The following is an 18,708-nucleotide window of genomic DNA, read 5'->3' on the forward strand; positions in this document are numbered from 1 at the left end:
TTAGTCTGTATTATGGACTGCAAAATTGAAACTGCGGTAACAAAAAGTTAATCTCCCGTCTTTGGTCGGGGATATACGCTCTAGTGCTGTGACGATTCCTGTTGTTACAGCTAAACGTTGAAAAAATAATAATTTCGAGGCAAAATTGCATGACTGCAACAACCGAACGTACTAAGTACGACATCAAAGATCCCTCTTTGGCAACTCTAGGAAAACAGCGGATTGATTGGGCTGGACGGGAAATGCCCGTTCTGCGGTTGATTCAAGAACGCTTCGCTAAAGAAAAGCCACTTGCGGGTATCCGCTTGGTTGCTTGCTGCCATGTCACTACAGAAACGGCTCATCTGGCGATCGCTCTCAAAGCAGCGGGTGCAGATGGGATTCTGATTGCAAGTAATCCTCTTTCCACTCAGGATGATGTTGCGGCTAGCTTAGTCGTTGATCACGGTATTCCTGTTTTTGCAATCAGGGGAGAAGATACAGAAACCTATTTGCGGCACGTTGAAACTGCTCTGGATCATCGCCCCAATATCATCATCGATGATGGCAGTGACGTTGTTGCCACTTTAGTTAAAAATCGTCAACATCAACTTTCTGATTTGATTGGTACGACTGAAGAAACCACCACAGGTATTGTTCGTTTAAAGGCAATGCTTAATGATGGTGTGTTGACCTTCCCAGCGATGAACGTTAATGACGCGGATACCAAGCATTTCTTTGATAACCGTTATGGTACGGGTCAATCTACACTCGATGGTATCGTTCGAGCCACTAATATTCTGCTGGCTGGAAAGAATATCGTTGTTGCGGGCTATGGCTGGTGTGGTAAAGGCTGCGCCCTCCGCGCTCGGGGTATGGGTGCGAATGTGATCGTCACTGAAGTTGATCCGGTACGCGCCATTGAAGCGGTAATGGATGGTTTCCGGGTAATGCCGATGGAACAAGCAGCGGCGATTGGAGATTTGTTTATCACTGTTACTGGAAACAAACACGTGATCCGTTCTGAACATTTTGATGTGATGAAGGACGGGGCGATGGTTTGTAATTCAGGTCACTTTGATATTGAAATCGATCTTAAGTCCCTGGCGCAAAAATCGACAGAAGTTAAAGAAGTTCGGAACTTCACTCAACAGTACAAGTTACAAAGCGGTAAGTCTGTAATTGTACTCGGAGAAGGCCGACTGATTAACTTAGCCGCTGCTGAAGGTCATCCCAGTGCGGTGATGGATATGAGTTTTGCTAACCAAGCCCTCGCTTGCGAGTATTTGGTTAAGAATAAAGGCAAGCTGGCACCCGGAATGTACTCGATTCCGACTGATGTTGATCAGGAAATTGCCCGACTCAAACTGAAGGCAATGGGTATCAATCTCGATACCCTAACTGCTGAACAAATTGAGTACACCAACTCTTGGGCGTCTGGTACCTAATTGAATTGAGTGACCAGTGATCGGTGACAGGTGACAGGTGACGGGTGATCAAAAAACTGTTTCTCGTTCCCTGTTCCCTGTTTCCTAAAAAATTACCATCTGGGTTGCGTATTTTCTCTGAATTTTTACCTTCCCTTTCCCACTACCCGTGTCTAAACTCTCTGTTGAACTCCAGCGTTACTTCTTTGATGAAGAACGTAATCCCCAAGTGACCCTTGCTGATATTCTCGATATTGGCGGCGAACGGATCTTTGGGTTTTTGTTTGTCTTGTTGGCTTTACCTTCGGCTTTACCTGTTCCTGCGCCGGGTTATTCGGTTCCTTTTGGGATTTTGCTCTTTCTCTTAGCGGTTCAGCTGATTATTGGGGCGAAGCAACCTTGGTTTCCTCAAGGATGGCTAAATCATCCGATAGAACTCAAGAAAGTGCAAGGTTTTTTAAAAGCGGGAATTCCCTGGTTACAAAAAATTGAATTGGTTTCTCGTCCCCGCTTAAGCTTTATTTGCACTAGCTTTCCGGGTCGGATTATTATCGGATTGGCGATCGCTTTGATGTCTATGTCCATGATGATTCCGATTCCTGGAACCAATACTCTACCTGCGATTGGGGTTTTTATTACCGGGTTTGGTCTACTTGATGATGATGGGGCGATTAGTTTAGGGGGATTGGTGGTTTGTGCGATGGGACTTACTCTTTCTACACTGATCCTGGTTTATGGTTATGAAGCAGTCAAAACCGGGATTAACTATATTCGTCAGTCTTTGTAATCTATGATTTGGCGTCAGGATACATGGACATCCCCCAGGTATTTTTGAACCCCTTTTGGGGTGATCAAAATACATTTACCAGTATAGACCAGGTGTGGTAGCATACCTGTATGCTGATGATGAACTACAAGTACCGAATCTATCCAAACACCGACCAACAAGCCAAAATACTTGATTGGTTGGAAACTTGCAGAGGAGTCTACAACTACGCTTTGCGAGAGTTAAAAGATTGGATTGCAAGTCGAAAATGTGACGTGGATAGATGCTCGCTATCGAAAGAATACATTATTCCGGCTGATACGCCATTTCCCAGTTATCATCTTCAGCAAAATAACCTGCCTAAAGCCAAAAAAATCAACCCAAAACTGAAAGAGGTACACTCTCAAGTATTGCAGACAACCATTAGAAGGTTGCATGACACTTGGGATGCGTTTCGCTCTCGTAGTTTTGGATTTCCTCGTTTTAAAAAGTTTGGGCAATTCAAGTCCTTTTTATACCCTCAATTCAAAGAGAATCCTCTTAAGGATGGGTGTATCAAGCTTTCTAAAATTGGCGAGGTAGCAATCAATCTGCACAGACCGATTCCCGACGGATTCACGATTAAACAGGTCAGGGTTTTATCAAGAGCAAGACATACTCAGTGGTATGTGGTTATCACAATTGCGCTCGACGTAGAAATCCCCGAAAATCCTCCGATTGGTCGTGCGATTGGGGTTGATTTAGGGTTGGAAAAGTTTGTCACAACGTCTGACAATTTCACGGTTGAACGCCCAAAGTTTTTGAAAGATCTCAAAGGCAAGCTTAAATCGCTGCAAAAGAGGGCTTCCAGGAAACATAAGGGTTCTAAAAGCTGGGAGAAAGCTCAGATCAAAGTGGCAAGATTGCATCATAAAATAGCCAACACCCGCAAAGATTTTCACCTGAAAACTGCACATCTTCTCTGTGACCAGGCGGAAACTATTTTCGCCGAAGATCTCAATACGGTCGGACTCAATCGAGGGATGCTGAGAAAAGAGTGTATTGACGCTTCCTTTGGTCAGTTTCTCGATCTGCTCAAGTGGGTTTGTTGGAAGCGGGGTTGCTATTTCCAAAAAGTAGACCCTCGTGGAACGAGCGCGACCTGTCCTGAGTGCGGTGCGACCGTGCAGAAAGCTCTCAAGGAAAGAGAGCATATCTGCCCGGAATGCAACTACAAAACGCATCGAGATCATGCAGCGGCTCAGATGGTGAGATTGCGAGGGTTGGAATCAGTACCCAAGGACTTTGGGGAACGGAAACTGTCTGGTAATGGCGGTCTGTCGGGGGTGAATAGCCTAGACAAGTGCTTATCCAGAAATGCTCAACTGTGAAGTTGAGAAGCCTGCACCATAAAACGCAGTTTTTGTTTGGTGTCGGGAGGATGTCACCGCCACTCTTGACTCAACGCCACCCAAGTTTGCTCATCAACAACTCCATTGACTTCTAAACCTTTAGTCTGTTGATAGGCGATGACAGCCGCTTGGGTGCGACTTCCAAATACACCATCAACCGGACCCGGATCGAAGCCTTTGATTTCTAAACGGGTTTGCAGGGTTCTGACTTTAGATCCCTTGGTTCCTTTTGTTAATACTTCTTGTGCGACTGCTACGGGCCTGGGAGCAGTTTCTACGGGCCTTGGAGCCGTTGCTACGGGCCTGGGAGTAGTTTCTAATAACTTCCAGGTTCCCCGATCTACAATCCCGTTAACTTCTAGTCCTCGGGCCTGTTGGAAGGCTCTGACGGCCTGTTCTGTACGGGAGCCGAAGACACTATCAACACGACCGGGATCAAAACCATGAATTTGTAGACGCTGTTGTAAGCCTGTTACCTGTGTGCCTCGTGTTCCCGGCTCAAGGGTATAACGTCGGATCGGTTGAGACGAACCTTCATAAAAAGGCTCAGAAAACAGTCGGTCTTGACGGGGTTCTGCGGGAACAAACTCTGGAGAGCGTCTGACCGGAATTTGCAGGTCTTCACTAAAACTGAACTCTTTTCTGGGGAGATCTTCGGGCTGAATGCTAGATGTTGCCCGAGCCGTGGAATCCAACCCCAAAACAGCTACAATCAGTGAGCCTGCTAAGATAGTATTTCTGATAAACATGAGAAGTTATCCTAAACTTTATTGGCAGTTGATGTACAGAGCCGATACACATTATCTGAATTTTATCATCTACCTCCGATCAAAAAATCCGGTAAAAGATAGAAGATCTATTTAAGTCTAATTGCAAAATCATGGTTGGGTGTACCGGAAAGGACTCTTAATTACAAAACGTTAAAATCTATAATTTAATGTTGTAAAGATATCCGTATTTGTTCCTAATATAATTCATAAATGGGTCAAGACTCAACCCCTGACCTGTAACTCTTTCCAGAAGTTCGTGAGACGTATACTTTCGGCCATGTTGATAAATCTGAGATCTCAGCCAGTCATGCAAGTGGCGAAAGTTTCCTCGTTCGATCTGCACGGGAATTTCTGGGTCGCTGTCAATTAAGGCTTCATAAAATTGAGCGCTCATTAAGTTTCCTAACGTATACCCATGAAACATTCCCCCAATTAACCCGACAAACCAGTGAACATCTTGTAAAACGCCGTTGGCATCATTTGAGGGAATCAGACCCAAATCCTTCTGATATCGTTCGTTCCAAGCCGACGGTAGATCGCGCACGGCTAAAGTGCCTTCTAACATTGCCAACTCCAGATCGAAGCGAATCATGGCGTGTAAGTTGTAGGTGACTTCATCGGCATCCGTGCGAATTAAAGAAGGTTGGACTGTATTGATCGCCCGGTAAAATTGCTCTGCGGAAGTTTGTCCTAACTGACGAATAAATGTTCCTTGGAGTTGCGGATAAAACCACTCCCAAAACCCTCGACTGCGACCGATGAGATTTTCCCATAACCGTGACTGACTTTCATGGACACTAAAAGAAGTTCCTCTAGCCAGTGGTGTTGCTTCCAACTCGGGTGCAAGTCCTTGTTCATACATGGCATGACCCATTTCATGGATACTGCTAAATAAGGCTTGATCGAGGTGATGTTCATAAACTCGGGTGGTAATTCGGACATCGCCAATCGAAAACTTGGCGGCAAAGGGATGTAAGGTTTTGTCTTGACGTCCTCGATTAAAGTCATAACCCAACCGAAAAATTACGCCTTTGATAAAGCTGAGTTGCTCTTGTTCGGCAAAGAACTGATGCAGACAGGAATTATTAATCGGGGGGGCGTCCGCGATCGCTTCGACTAGAGGAACTAACTGTTGTCGCAACTGCTGAAAAATGGGTTTGATCATGGCGACGCTCATACCGTGATCATTTTGCTCAATTAACGGATCAGCGATATGTTGAGTCGGGCTAAAAAAACTTGCCAGTTCGAGAGACAGATCTAAAGTTTTCTCTAAATAGGGTTGGACTGTGGCAAAATCATTCTCCGGGCGAGCCTTTGACCAGGCTTGATAAGAGGCTGCTTGATGCTGAGATAGCCTTGCTATAAATTCAGCCGGAACTCGAATTGCTCGTTGATAATCTTGGCGAGTAACGCGAATCAAACTTGCGGCGAGGGAATCGTAGGAAAGAGAAGCCTCAAAGGGATGTAAATCTTCTAGCAGTTGACCGAGAGCTGGATCTGTAAACTTTTGGTGAGCAATCTGTTTGAGGGTGGCAATTTGACGTCCTCTAGAGGCAGCCCCCCCAGAGGGCATATAGGTGGCTTGATCCCAATGTAGTAGGGAAACCACCGATTCAATATCGTTAATCTCACTCAAACGGTGTTTAAGTTTGATTAATTGAGGTTCCTGGTTCGGCAGTGGCATGATTGCGGTGTTTGTCGGATACACACTATATCATTTCTAGTGTGCCATTCCTTGTCGCTAATCCTGACAAGCTTTAATCAAATCAACTTAATCATTTATAAAGTCTTAATCGTTGACGGATTCATCACTTTTTCTAGAGGTTGTACTCTCTTTAACCCTAGTCTCCTAAGCCACCCCCAATCCAGCAACTTGACTGTTTATATCTTGGTGTACAATCTGATGGTATTTTCGTGTTCCGAAGTGATTGATATGTCAACAATGACTTATAACGAGACAGCAAATTCGGTAACAGGTGAAGCGGATGCCAAGGCAAGAACTCGCTTGCTTTTAACATTGTGGGCGCTAGGAGGAATTCAAGCCAAGGTTAAGAAAAGCGAACTCACCAGTAAGGTTAAGCAAAAACGCCAAGGTAAAAAAGTGGGTATTTATCAGGGGCTTTATGATGAACTCAAAACCGCTGGAGCAATCCAAATAGAAAAGGAAAATCAGGTGCCGATGGTTTCGATGACAGAAACTGGAAAACAAATGTTAATCCAAGCACTTAGAGATCCTGAATTTGAGTTTGAAGGTACAGTTGTAGCCGCTCGATTAGCAAATGCTCTCGTGGAATTGATTCGTCATATGGATCATGTTCCTCCTGCACCCAATTCCGAAGCCGTATCTGAGGAGGAAAACAATTCTTCTTTATAAGATGTCTAAAGGGATGTTCAAAATCATACCCTGAAAGCACATCCGACTAACTCATCCCCGATGATTCAGTAGTTTATCTGTTTGGTCAAGTTTGATGGGTTACGCTTTACAATGTTGACTGCTATCAACTGAAAAAAGTCGATTGAATTCGATCACCTATATTAAGGTCGTGTTTTCATTCTAATCAGGAATTAATTTACAGATTTCTCTGTTCTATCTGAAAGGGAGAATGATGGTAAATAAGGGTTTAATCGACTGATATAGTTCCGCTTCTCACGCATTTCCCTCTAGTATGAAAAACCCTCGATTTTGTCGTAAATTATGGATTCGCTCTCTCCTTTTCTTCACTTGGAATTTTAAATTTCTAGAGGTGCGTTAGGTTAACGCACCTTGAAGTTATTTACCTGCTCTTAACCCATTCCTTCAACACTCCTCTGAAGATTCGCCAATCAGAATTTAGTTTTTGCGGCGATGAGATGAAACTTGATTGAACAAAAATCCTACAGCTAATGCACTCAAAGCCAGTGTTGATGTCGGTTCTGGAACTTTGGCAAATTGCGACTGTACTGTAGAATAAGCTACATCTGCAAGAATTTCGTGAGCCGCAGTGGTTGGATGAACTGCATCCCAATAAAAATATTCATCAGGATTGGGAAACTCCTCACAACCCACTTCTAGACAAACTGCGACTGCATTTGACCAACTATCGGTAACATTTGTCAATCCAAATTCGCCGGGATTTTGCAAAATGCTGTTAACCGTAGCATTAATATCAACTAAACCAATATTAACACCTGTTAAGGATTGATTTAAACCATTCACGGCTGAACTTAAGTAGAAATTATGAGCTACAGTTAACTGATTTAAAGGGTCCTGGAAATCACTATTTAAAACTAATGGAGTATTGCCTAAACCCGGTAAATTTAAAAGCAAAAAGTTCCGAGCGCCAACGTCATACAGCGAGTGAACAGCCTGTGATACATTATTAACAGGTATTGTCGGATCACTCACGCCACCAAATAGATAATCATTTGCACCCGCAAAAACGACATAAAGCGCATCAGAATTAGCCGATTGATTTTGTGCTAATAATGGGGCGATAAAATAATTAAGTTCTTGAGTTAATCCCGGAAATACAACGGGAATATCAGGACGGAGAATATTAATGATATTAAAACTTCCAGAAGTCGCCCCTCCTAAAGAATAATTTATCCCATCGGAAGACTGAACTGGACTGGTAAAAGCACTGGGATTTAAGCCTAATTTTGGACTCAAATATTCAATCCAAACTGGCCCGTTAGAAAAGCGTCCATCGAAAGATAAAGGATTTTCTGGAACGGCTCCACCTGTGAGGTTACTAATATTACCCGGATCGGAAAGACTATCACTAAAAACAAAGATTTGATTAAAACGAGAATCCAGACTAGCGGCTTGAACCGAAACAGTTCCTACAGTTAACAACCCCAATAAAGAAGTGCTAAAAGCGAGATGAGACGAGTAGATGCGAGACATAGATGACACTCTGGTTATTTGAAACAATCTTGATGTTAAATAATCTAGCATCCATCTCCGTGAAATTACAGAGGATTATGTAAAACTTTCAGGGGTTTCTGTAAATTTTAGATAAATGTCTAACTTTAGATGGAGATGTTTCGTTTGACTCAACAGAATAAATAGTATTGTCATTCTCAGAGAAGCGAATAATCTAATAGAGATGTTTCGTTTGACTCAACAGAATAAATAGTATTGTCATTCTCAGAGAAGCGAATAATCTAATAGAGATGTTTCGTTTGACTCAACAGAATAAATAGTATTGTCATTCTCAGAGAAGCGAATAATCTAATAGAGATGTTTCGTTTGACTCAACAGAATAAATAGTATTGTCATTCTCAGAGAAGTGAAGAATCTAATAGAGATGTTTCGTTTGACTCAACAGAATAAATAATCTTGTCATTCTCAGAGAAGCGAAGAATCTAAGTAAGATGGGAATAACCCACCCTACTCTTTACTTAGTCAAAAATCAAGACTCTTTCAACATTGAACGCATGGTTGGGAACATGATCACATCTCGAATACTTTGAGTATTAGTTAACAACATAATCACTCGATCTACACCAATTCCCATCCCGCCACAAGTTGGCATTCCTAACGATAACGCCTGAATAAAATCTTCATCCATCGGGTGTGCTTCTTCATCCCCTGCATTTTTTTGGGCGAGTTGTTCTTCAAACCGTTTACGTTGATCAACCGGATCATTTAACTCCGAAAATCCGTTAGAATATTCGGTGCCGTGAATAAATAATTCAAACCGTTCAACAAATCCCGGCTTAGAACGATGACGCTTGGCTAAAGGACTCACTTCCACAGGAAAATCAATAATAAACGTCGGTTCCATCAGTGTTGATTCTACCTTTTGATCGAACACTGCATAGAGCAAATATCCTAACGTTTGAGTGTTTAGCTTTGAGGGATTTAAACCCAACTTTTCCGCTTCTTTAATTGCTTCTCCCAACTCCAACGTGTCGAAATCTAAGCCTGTTTTTTCCCGCACCGCTTCCACCATTGTTTGCACTTTCCAATGCTTTCCGGTAAAACTGGGATAAATATCGGTGTAGTCATATTTCCGCTCTAGACTAATTTTATCATCGAGATAGTCTACTTCAGTAACATCACCTAATACATCTTTCGTCACAACACAGATTAAATCTTCAACTAAAGTCATCAAGTCAAAATAATCAGCATAGGCTTGATACGCTTCAACGGATGTAAACTCAGGATTATGAGTGCTATCAATTCCTTCATTTCTAAACACTCGCCCAATCTCAAACACCCGTTCAAATCCCCCACAAACTGCCCTTTTTAAGAACAATTCTGTCGCAATTCGCAGATACAAATCAATATCTAAAGCATTGTGATGGGTGATAAACGGACGCGCCGCAGCACCCCCGTAAATCGCTTGTAAAACCGGGGTTTCGATTTCATCAAATTCTGCATTCCACAGATAGGTTCGCATACTTTTAATAATGCGACTACGAAGTTTAAATGTAGCAAAAGATTCAGGACTACTGACTAATCCTAACTCTCGATGGCGCCGACAAATTTCGGGATCATTAACACCATAATAGGAGTCAGGAAAGGGAATTGTTGCTTTTGAAAGTACGTCTAATCGTTGAACTTGTACGGAAAGTTCGCCTCGGTTTGTGCGACAACCTATTCCTTCAGCGCTGATAAAATCTCCGGTATCCAATAATTTTTTGATTTGATTAAAAGATAATCCTCCCGCTTCACCTGTAACGAGTTTTTTCTCGATTTTGAGTTGAATTGTTCCCGATGTGTCGGTTAACCCAATGAAGCCAATACTCCCACTATCGCGCTTGAAGGTGATGCGTCCGCAGACTTTGAGGGGGGCTTCGTTGGGGTCTGCTTCGCCGTCTTGGAGTTCATTTTCGGACTGGGAGAATAGATCTTTGATGGCTTGGGCGGTGTGCGATCGCGCAAAGGACTGACTGGGGTAGGGGTCAATTCCCAGCGATCGCAAGTCGTCTACTTTTCGAGAACGGACTTCGGCTTCGTTACGGGTTTCATTTTGAGCCATATTTAGGATTTCCTGTAGGAGTTCAAGTTTAATGTTCTATCATAACTTGTTACGAAACTATATTTTTGCGGATGGCGATCGCATTTAATTCTTAAATTATTCTTAAAAACAAGCTCAATTGACTCGGAATTTTTGCTCATCCAAAAAATCTAAAATGATTTTACCTCTTGCATGAGTGCTTTTTACAAGCAGATATTTTACACAATTCATCGGATTATGATATCAAGCAACACTCTTGCACTAATATAATATTTGGTTTTCTCAATTTAATCCATATCTAACAATTTTTGTTGATATTAATCTATTATTTAAAGTTGAATATTCAGTGATAATCTTAAGATTTGAGGTGTCACTGATGGCTTTATAATTCTGGCATGATTTGGAGAATATAACATGGATGCTAAAGAACTGTTAGAGAAATATGCTCAAGGCGAACGAAACTTTCAAAAAGCTGTACTGACAGGACTTGATTTAACTGAAGTAGACTTAAGTGGTGCTGACTTGACAGGAGCTGACTTGACAGGAGCCGATTTAAGCAAAGCAACTTTAACAGGTGCAAATTTGGGTGCTGCAAAACTGAGCAGAGCATTTTTAGAAGGTGCAAATTTAGTTGATGTACAAGGAAGATCTCTTGATCTAAGTTGGGCGGATTTGACTGAGGCTGATTTAAGTGGAGCCGATTTGACTTCATCCAATCTATCTCATGCCAAGTTAGATGGAGCCAAGTTAGATAATACAAGTTTAAGCTCTGCAAATCTCAGTCAAGCCTTTTTGATTGAAGCAAGTTTAATGGGAAGTAATCTATCTAATGCAAACTTAACTGAAGCAGACTTAGAGCAAGCTAATCTGAGTCGTGCAAACCTACAAGGCATAAAAATTCAAGGGGCAAATTTCCAGAAATCAAAATTGCAATTAATTAATATTTCTAATGTAGACTTGTCTGAAATTAATTTGTATGAGGCTGACTTAGAACGAGCAAATTTGGAGAAAGTTAATCTCAAAAAATCTAATCTTAAAAATGCTAACCTAGAAAGAGTCAATCTAAAATCAGCCAATTTAATTTCTGCTCAACTCGATGACGCCAATCTCAAAAAAGCTGACTTAACTGAAGCAAATATCTATGGTGCAAGTCTAGAAGGAGCAGATTTAACAAATACCATAATGCCGAATGGAGAACGTTACCGAGTTAAATCTACACAGACAAAAGAATCGCGCCAACAGACAGAAGTAACAGGTAAAAATATTATTCATACGGACAAAGCACCCGAACCGCCTAACTCTCGAAATCAAGCGGTTATTGTGAATGGAATGGTATTTTTAGCCGGACAAATTGGCATCGATCCGCGACTGAATAGTATTTTAGATGTAGAAGATGTTGCTAAACAAACCGAACAAATTATGGCAAATATAGAGATAATATTAGCCGAAGCGGGAGCAACTTGGGCGGATGTTATTAAAACAACAATATTCTTAAAAAATATGAGTGACTTTGCAGCAATGAACGCCATTTATGCTAACTATTTCGATGCTGAAACTGCTCCGATTTGTGCTTGCGTTGCAGTCGCTCAACTTCCCCAAAATGCCCTCGTTCAAATCGAATGTGTAGCGTTGAGTCGTTAGGTTAAGTGATTGGATTTGTTACCCCTCCCTAACCCTCCCCTAAAAGGAGAGGGAACTGAAATAAAGACTTGAGTTAAAGGGAGGATTTATTAATGGTTTTAGATATTTAATACTCTTAAAAATTTCCCCATCGCCTGACCCCCATCCGCACCCCCTTTGTCCCCCCAATTCTGAGGGGAAAACAATATTCTAAGTCTCCCAATTTTCGAGGGAAAAGAATATTCTAAGTCCCCCATTATTGGGGGATTTAGGGGGCAAGGGGAAAAAGTCATAAATATTAATATAAAATAACAAGATAAGAAAGTTTACAGTTTGGTTGTAAACTAAAACTCATTGGGTGATGGAGAAATCGACAATGAACGCTGAGGAACTTTTGGAACGATACACCAAAGGAGAACGAGATTTTGAAGGCGTTGAACTTGCAGGAGCTAGCCTAGATCGCCTCGATTTAAGTGATATCAACTTACAAAATGCTGATCTGACTGACGCCAATCTCAATGAAACAAAGTTAATGCGAGCAAATCTTTCTCATGCTAACTTAACTTCTGCTAATTTACGGGGAGATTTGCGTCAAGCTACTCTTTCTTATGCAACTTTAAGTGAAGCAGATTTAGGGCGAGCAAAGCTACATGGAGTTGATTTAACCGGAGCAAATTTAACGGGAGCAAATTTAACCGGAGCGAGTCTAAACCATGCGAATTTAAAACAAGCAAACTTTCACAATGCAGACTTAGATGCAGTGAATTTAATTAGTGCAGATTTGAGAGGTGCAGACTTAAGTTCAGCCAGTTTGAGTTGGTATGATAAAGTTGTTGCTAATTTAAGTCGAGCAGATTTAACTGAAGCCAACTTATCAGAAGCTAACTTATGTGGTGCAAATTTACTCGAAACCAATTTAACTCGCGCCAACTTAAACAAAGCCAACTTACAAGATGCCAACTTAATTCGGACAATTCTATTAGAATCTGATTTAAGTTTAGCAGAACTCAGTAACGCTCGATTACAAGATGCCAACTTAGAAGGAGCCAAACTCCAACAAGCCAACCTCACCGGGATTAATTTGTCAAGATTAAATCTAGCGAGAGTAAATCTTAATCGTGCAAACCTCAAAAATGCCAATCTCCTAGAAACCAGTTTTGAGGGCGCAAACCTAAGAATTGTTAATCTTAATCAAGCGAATTTAATTCGTGCTAATCTGAGTAGAGCGAGTTTAATTGGAGCAGATTTAACCGATGCGAACCTCTACGGGGCGAACCTCGAAAATGCAGAATTTTTGGGGGCTGTTATGCCCGATGGAGAAATCTGTGAAATGGATACAAGCTTAACTCAACTCACACAAATTCAAGCGATGACACGTCAAATTATTCGGACAGAGAAAGCACCCGCCCCCGTTGGCCCATACAATCAAGCGGTAATTGCGAATGGGATGGTATTTGTAGCAGGTCAAATTTCAATTGATCCCGCAACAAATCAAATTGTTCATCTCAAAGATGTTGCTAAACAAACTCAACAAGTTATGGCGAATTTAGAAGCAGTTTTAAGCGCAGCCGGAGCCAGTTGGTCAGAAGTCGTAAAAACAACTATTTTCCTCAAAGACATGAATGATTTTGCGGCGATAAATAGCGTTTATGGACAGTATTTTGAAACCGAAAACGCACCTGCTCGGGCTTGTGTAGAAGTGTCGCGTTTACCCAAAGATGTGTTAGTCGAAATTGATTGTATTGCGATGTTAGAGAATAATTCATAATTGCAGACTGTCCGGAAATACTCCCAACCCACCCGAAACAGCAAATAATCTCTAAATACAGATAAACTTCTATTATTCTGAGCGCAGCGAAGAATCTCCCAGAGACTTCATTAGATTCAGGATGACAGCAGAAAAAATCTAAGTTTTTCCTGACCGTTAAGGTACAATCCTTGCACGTCTACGAGTGTTTAGACCTTTCAAATGTATAATTCAATCAATCTATTCAGGAGTGAAACCCGATGAATACGCCGAAAATTTCTTCCGCTTTTTTCCCGGCTTTAGGGAATAGTGATCCCAACAGCAAACAGGATGCAATTGTCATTTATAGAAGCGAACGTCCACCCGAAGAAATACCTTCTCGGGGTGATGAACGACGTTTTCAAGTCATGCAACAAAACAGCCAACAAAACACGGATGTTGTTGCTCGAATGGCGACGAATTATCAAAATGCTACAGGTCAGTCATTAAATGCGACAAAAGTGGGTTCTGGTGCATTACCTATCGCGACGATAGAAGTGACTCGTAATACCCTTCCCGCCCTCGCTGAACAATCAGAAATTGTTGCAGTTATCCCCAACCAAAAAATCAAACTGATTAAACCCCAACAAATCGAATATTCTGATTTGATGGCTCAAGAAGAAAAGCAAAAAATGACTTGGGGTTTGCAAGTTTTAGACATTGCTAAAATGTGGGAAACCACTAAAGGAAAAGGCGTTAAAGTTGCGGTATTAGATACAGGTGTTTATAGTGATCATCCGGCTCTAAAAGATCGAGTCAAAGACTTTATTATTGTAGACCCAAATGGACGACGAATTTCAGCAACACCTTATTTTGATGCCGGACAACATGGTACTCATGTTTGTGGAACGATTGGAGGTGGAAAAACTGATAAAGGAGTATCAATTGGTGTTGCTCCAGAAGTCGATTTATTGGCGGGTGGTGTTTTAATTGGAGATGCAACCTTACAAACCTTAATTGAAGGCATGGCTTGGGCGATTGAAAAAGGCGCTAGCGTGATTAATATGTCGTTGGGTTTGACTTATTATGAACCCTTGTTTGCTGAAGTTTTTGATATGCTTCTCAACCAATTTAATGTGTTACCTGTTGTTGCGATTGGTAACGAAAATCACGGTAATACCAGTTCACCCGGAAGCGCTCATAATGCCTTTTCAATTGGGGCATTAGAAAAGTATCCTAATGATGAATTAGGAATTGCCTTTTTTAGTAGTGGTGCGAGTTTAGTTTTCCCTGAAGATTCGCCGAATAAATGGGTAACAAAACCCGATGTTGCAGCACCAGGAACTCAGGTTTATTCTTGTATTCCTCCGGTTCAACAGCCCAATGGAATTTATCAATATACTTACATGGATGGAACTTCAATGGCGACACCTCATGTTGCTGGTGTTGTGGCGTTGTTAATGTCAGCTTGTCCGAAAGCACCTTTGAGTGCAATTATGAAAGCCCTCGAAGAAACCGCCTATCATCCCGGTGGTGAAGAAATGCGCCCAGATAATCGTTGGGGTTGGGGTCAAATTCAACCAGTAAAAGCGTTAGAAGCACTTAAATAATTAGTCACCAGTGTAGGGGAGGTTTACGAATGTATGTTTCTTACAAACAATATTAATAAACCTGCCCTTGCTCTTTTTTTCTATTAATTTAGAGTGAATTGAGGGTGCAAGCCTTGCGCCCCTAAAAGTTTTTTATCGGCGATGATTTCTTTCCTCTGGTTGATTCAATCTGCTGAATTTCCTAATACAATGATCAGTGAAGTTCATGTACTCAACTCTATGAAAATTAGCTCAGAATTTGCAGTCCGGTTAACTCGTCTGAACTCAAATAAAATGATTCGAGTTATTGTTTTTTTGGAAACAGAAACTGAAGCCCAACAAAAATCTCCCCAGGAAGTTCAAGAAATTGCGGAAAATAAACTTAATAATATTCGCCCAATTCTAACAAAATATCAAGCAGAACTTCTGAGCGAACATCCGAATATTTTTGGTTCTATTGGGGTGAATATTACCGTTGCTGGAGTTTATGCTTTGCTGGAGTCGCCGTCTGTAAAAATGATCATGGAAGATCAGGGGATTTTTCCTCGTTAATTGTTAAGATTTCAGCATCATTATTCCCAAAATTTGAATAGATATGTCACAATAACACTTACCATCTCTCAATGATATCAAGGGTTATTGTCAAGCATCCATGTCAACTCCCCGCATCCATCCCGACACCATAGAAGAAGTAAAACAGAGGGCGGATATCTACGATGTCGTTTCTGAACGAGTTGTCCTCAAACGTCAAGGGAAAGATTTTGCGGGGTTGTGTCCATTTCACGAAGAAAAAAGCCCCAGTTTTACCGTCAGTACCAACAAACAGATGTATTACTGTTTTGGCTGTGGGGCGGGTGGAAATGCGATAAAATTCTTGATGGAGTTGGATAAATCTTCGTTTGCAGATGTTGTTTTGGACTTGGCGCGTCGTTATCAGGTTTCGGTGAAAACGGAGTCTCCTGAACAACGTCAAGAGTTACAACAAAAGCTTTCTCTACGAGAACAACTTTATGAGATTTTAGCAATTGCAACGAGCTTTTATCAACACGCTTTGTCTCAGTCTCAAGGAATAGAAGCACTCGATTATTTAACTTCTAAAAGACGCTTAAGTACAGAAACTATTCAACACTTTCAACTCGGTTACGCCCCCAAAGGTTGGGAAATGCTTTATGATTATTTAGTCGAACAAAAGCATTTTCCGGTTCATTTAGTCGAACAAGCGGGTTTAATTCTTCCTCGCAAAAAAGGGAATGGTTATTATGATCGATTTCGCGATCGCTTGATGATTCCGATTCACGATATTCAAGGGCGAGTGATTGGGTTTGGGGGAAGAACATTATCCGATGAACAACCGAAGTATTTGAACTCTCCAGAGACGGAGTTATTTGATAAAGGGAAAACATTATTTGGGTTAGACAAGGCAAAAACAGCAATTTCTAAGCAGGATAAAGCAGTGGTTGTTGAGGGGTATTTTGATGTGATTGCCCTCCATGCTGCTGGAATTGAAAATGTTGTGGCGGCACTAGGAACGGCGTTGAGTATGACTCAAGTTCGGCAACTTTTACGCTATAGCGAATCTAAACAAATTATCCTCAATTTCGATGCAGATACAGCCGGGGCAAAAGCAGCTGAACGGGCAATCGGAGAGATTGAAAATTTGGCGTATCAAGGCAGTGTACAACTGCGGATTTTGAATCTCAGTGATGGAAAAGATGCCGATGAATTTTTATATAGTTCTTCGTCAGAAGATTATCAAAATTTATTAGAAAATGCGCCCTTGTGGATTGACTGGCAAATTAGTCAGATGTTAGTCGGGCGAGATTTAACCAAAGTGGTAGAAGCGCAACAAGTCGCACAAAATATGGTAAAATTGTTGCAGAAAATTGAACAAGATCTTCAGCGATCGCAATATATTCAGTCTTGTGCAGCCATTTTAAGTCAAGGAGAAGTACGGTTAATTCCATTTCTCGTTAAAACGCTACAAAAGCAGCTTCAAAAGTTGCGACGACGGGATGAATTTAAAGCGGAAGAATCTTCAGATATCGAACTTCCAGTTTTAGCTGAACAGAGTTTATTACCCGAAGCTGAGGCGTTACTGCTGCGAATTTATCTACACTGTTCACAGCATCGTCAGACGATTGTGGAAGCGTTAGAAATCGGAAATTTACAGTTTAGTTTTTCCCATCATCGCTTTTTGTGGCGAAATATTTTGGAAATCGAAGAAAATTCAGAAGGAGCAATTGAATCAATTGATTTAATTTCGAGATTACAAGATCATTTGTTAGAGTTTCCTGATCAGCAGCAACAAATCGATCATTTACTTTATTTAGACGATAAACCAATCGCCAATTTGAGACGGACACCGTTGGAAATTCGGGCGGCGATCGCATCAATGGAGTTAACCCTGTGTCGAAAGCGGCGTAGTTTAGCCTCGCATATGTGGCAAAATACAGATTGCACTGAAAACCTGGAATTATCGAAAATGTACCATGAGGAGCTTCTAGCGGCGCATCAACGCATTAAAGAGTTAGAACCCCTGTGTTCTGCAAAGTCCCAAGACTTAGCGACGGTACCCGTCGGAGAATCAGAATTACCGATAAGTGCCACATTGAGAGCGATCGCCAACTCTAGACTCTGTGGTAAGATTAAATGAAAAGGAGCAAAAAAACTGCGGTTTTCAAGGGTTAATCTCATGTATTAATATTGTAGTATAAACGTCGTTGTTTTCGAGGGGTTGAACAGAAGTCAAGTCACAGATTATCCAGCAATATATAACGGGAACCCTAAATCCGATCTTAGGTCAATAGAAGGAAGAAACCCAGACCTTTGATGAAGAAATTTTAATAATCCTCCGTCGCCTTTATCTGATTAAACCTATTCTTAAAATTTCCTCATATTTCCCTTGTTTTCCGGAAGTAAACTGCTCAATCTAGAAAACTTGATTAAGATTGGAAGTTATTTTCATCTTATTCAAGTTTTGAGAAAAATATTCTCGCAGTGAATAGAATTTAACATCCGCCTTTCACTCCCTTTTTATTTTTTTAAAATCAAGTTGATTTCTGTGTAATGTGAGAACTCAGCTTTGGGGAGATGTGAGCGAATGTCTAACGAAAACCTAAAACTCTAAAAAGGAGCTTACCATGTCGTACAGAACACTATTTTGTTTAGGATTTACTACATTATTAGCAGTAAGTTTGATGCCTACAATGGCAGTTAGAGCAATAACAAAGCCAATAACTTATAATATTGTACCATCACACACCGTTAATGAGCAACACGGTCAAGTTTCTTTAGAAAAAGATAAATCAACGAGTTTGGTCTTTGCTAGTGAAGAAACAAAGTCAACTGGAGTTCCTCAAGGCTCGTCTCGTCCACCGAGAGGATAAACTATCTAATCAACCCTTAGTGTGTGACATTTCTAAACTTTGTCAAGATATAATATCGATTCCATCCGCAATCAAGTCCGTAATCAAAATTAACTCACCTGATTTT

14 protein-coding genes are annotated in these 18,708 nt (G+C 41.2%); 10 read left to right on the forward strand and 4 right to left on the reverse strand.

Features of this window, described 5'->3' with window-relative positions:
• The first annotated feature begins 149 nt into the window (after positions 1-149).
• The 3 genes from ahcY to L8106_RS14405 all read left to right on the forward strand — a co-directional run bounded on the left by ahcY (position 150) and on the right by L8106_RS14405 (position 3,542).
• Complete coding sequence (gene ahcY, locus L8106_RS14395) at positions 150-1,427, forward strand: adenosylhomocysteinase (RefSeq protein WP_009785062.1); 1,278 nt, start codon at positions 150-152, stop codon at positions 1,425-1,427.
• A 148-nt stretch (positions 1,428-1,575) separates the two neighbouring features.
• Positions 1,576-2,193 (forward strand): exopolysaccharide biosynthesis protein, encoded by a 618-nt coding sequence (locus L8106_RS14400; RefSeq protein ID WP_009785063.1) that lies wholly within the window; start codon positions 1,576-1,578, stop codon positions 2,191-2,193.
• A gap of 116 nt (positions 2,194-2,309) precedes the next feature.
• Positions 2,310-3,542 (forward strand): transposase, encoded by a 1,233-nt coding sequence (locus L8106_RS14405; protein WP_232228480.1) that lies wholly within the window; start codon positions 2,310-2,312, stop codon positions 3,540-3,542.
• 53 nt (positions 3,543-3,595) lie between these two features.
• Here L8106_RS14405 and L8106_RS14410 read toward each other — a convergent pair whose 3' ends face one another.
• Together L8106_RS14410 and L8106_RS14415 are read right to left on the reverse strand one after the other, a co-directional pair.
• Positions 3,596-4,312, reverse strand: a complete 717-nt coding sequence (locus tag L8106_RS14410; protein ID WP_009785065.1) for a peptidoglycan-binding protein — start codon at positions 4,310-4,312, stop codon at positions 3,596-3,598.
• 178 nt (positions 4,313-4,490) lie between these two features.
• The gene (locus L8106_RS14415) at positions 4,491-6,017 is read right to left on the reverse strand and encodes a carboxypeptidase M32 (RefSeq protein WP_009785066.1); all 1,527 of its coding nucleotides are present in this window, start codon (positions 6,015-6,017) and stop codon (positions 4,491-4,493) included.
• A gap of 249 nt (positions 6,018-6,266) precedes the next feature.
• Here L8106_RS14415 and L8106_RS14420 point away from each other — a divergent pair, with 249 nt between their 5' ends.
• Positions 6,267-6,707, forward strand: a complete 441-nt coding sequence (locus L8106_RS14420) for a hypothetical protein (protein WP_232228481.1) — start codon at positions 6,267-6,269, stop codon at positions 6,705-6,707.
• A gap of 456 nt (positions 6,708-7,163) precedes the next feature.
• Here the strand turns inward: L8106_RS14420 and L8106_RS14425 are convergent, their stop codons facing one another.
• Together L8106_RS14425 and lysS are read right to left on the reverse strand one after the other, a co-directional pair.
• Positions 7,164-8,219: an SGNH/GDSL hydrolase family protein gene (locus L8106_RS14425; protein WP_009785068.1), complete on the reverse strand. Its 1,056-nt coding sequence runs from the start codon at positions 8,217-8,219 to the stop codon at positions 7,164-7,166.
• A 508-nt stretch (positions 8,220-8,727) separates the two neighbouring features.
• Complete coding sequence (gene lysS, locus L8106_RS14430) at positions 8,728-10,302, reverse strand: lysine--tRNA ligase (protein WP_009785069.1); 1,575 nt, start codon at positions 10,300-10,302, stop codon at positions 8,728-8,730.
• A gap of 393 nt (positions 10,303-10,695) precedes the next feature.
• On the opposite strand from lysS, the gene L8106_RS14435 reads away from it, so the two are divergent.
• From L8106_RS14435 to L8106_RS32195, 6 genes are all read left to right on the forward strand, one after another.
• On the forward strand, positions 10,696-11,922 hold the full coding sequence (locus tag L8106_RS14435; protein ID WP_009785070.1) for a Rid family detoxifying hydrolase: 1,227 nt from the start codon (positions 10,696-10,698) through the stop codon (positions 11,920-11,922).
• Between the two features lie 355 nt (positions 11,923-12,277).
• Positions 12,278-13,669, forward strand: coding sequence for a Rid family detoxifying hydrolase (locus L8106_RS14440; protein ID WP_009785071.1), 1,392 nt, complete (start codon positions 12,278-12,280; stop codon positions 13,667-13,669).
• A 239-nt stretch (positions 13,670-13,908) separates the two neighbouring features.
• Positions 13,909-15,237, forward strand: a complete 1,329-nt coding sequence (locus L8106_RS14445) for a S8 family serine peptidase (protein WP_009785072.1) — start codon at positions 13,909-13,911, stop codon at positions 15,235-15,237.
• Positions 15,238-15,456: 219 nt separating this feature from the next.
• Entirely contained in the window at positions 15,457-15,768 is a 312-nt protein-coding gene (locus L8106_RS14450) for a hypothetical protein (protein WP_039896359.1), read from the forward strand.
• A 100-nt stretch (positions 15,769-15,868) separates the two neighbouring features.
• The gene (gene dnaG, locus L8106_RS14455) at positions 15,869-17,869 is read left to right on the forward strand and encodes a DNA primase (protein ID WP_009785074.1); all 2,001 of its coding nucleotides are present in this window, start codon (positions 15,869-15,871) and stop codon (positions 17,867-17,869) included.
• Positions 17,870-18,356: 487 nt separating this feature from the next.
• Positions 18,357-18,602 carry a hypothetical protein gene (locus tag L8106_RS32195; RefSeq protein ID WP_156803678.1) on the forward strand — a complete coding sequence of 82 codons (246 nt, stop codon included), beginning with the start codon at positions 18,357-18,359 and terminating at the stop codon, positions 18,600-18,602.
• Positions 18,603-18,708 lie beyond the last annotated feature (106 nt).

This window comes from Lyngbya sp. PCC 8106, from assembly GCF_000169095.1.
In the GTDB taxonomy this organism is placed as follows: Bacteria; Cyanobacteriota; Cyanobacteriia; order Cyanobacteriales; family Microcoleaceae; genus Capilliphycus.

Excerpts from the sequence above, each read along its gene's own strand:
- lysS (WP_009785069.1), bottom strand. The coding sequence starts at position 10,302 with ATGGCTCAAAATGAAACCCGTAACGAAGCCGAAGTCCGTTCTCGAAAA.
- L8106_RS14450 (WP_039896359.1), top strand. The coding sequence starts at position 15,457 with ATGAAAATTAGCTCAGAATTTGCAGTCCGGTTAACTCGTCTGAACTCA.
- dnaG (WP_009785074.1), top strand. The coding sequence starts at position 15,869 with ATGTCAACTCCCCGCATCCATCCCGACACCATAGAAGAAGTAAAACAG.
- L8106_RS32195 (WP_156803678.1), top strand. The coding sequence starts at position 18,357 with ATGTCGTACAGAACACTATTTTGTTTAGGATTTACTACATTATTAGCA.
- L8106_RS14440 (WP_009785071.1), top strand. The coding sequence starts at position 12,278 with ATGAACGCTGAGGAACTTTTGGAACGATACACCAAAGGAGAACGAGAT.
- L8106_RS14435 (WP_009785070.1), top strand. The coding sequence starts at position 10,696 with ATGGATGCTAAAGAACTGTTAGAGAAATATGCTCAAGGCGAACGAAAC.
- L8106_RS14445 (WP_009785072.1), top strand. The coding sequence starts at position 13,909 with ATGAATACGCCGAAAATTTCTTCCGCTTTTTTCCCGGCTTTAGGGAAT.
- ahcY (WP_009785062.1), top strand. The coding sequence starts at position 150 with ATGACTGCAACAACCGAACGTACTAAGTACGACATCAAAGATCCCTCT.
- L8106_RS14405 (WP_232228480.1), top strand. The coding sequence starts at position 2,310 with ATGATGAACTACAAGTACCGAATCTATCCAAACACCGACCAACAAGCC.
- L8106_RS14420 (WP_232228481.1), top strand. The coding sequence starts at position 6,267 with ATGTCAACAATGACTTATAACGAGACAGCAAATTCGGTAACAGGTGAA.
- L8106_RS14425 (WP_009785068.1), bottom strand. The coding sequence starts at position 8,219 with ATGTCTCGCATCTACTCGTCTCATCTCGCTTTTAGCACTTCTTTATTG.
- L8106_RS14415 (WP_009785066.1), bottom strand. The coding sequence starts at position 6,017 with ATGCCACTGCCGAACCAGGAACCTCAATTAATCAAACTTAAACACCGT.
- L8106_RS14410 (WP_009785065.1), bottom strand. The coding sequence starts at position 4,312 with ATGTTTATCAGAAATACTATCTTAGCAGGCTCACTGATTGTAGCTGTT.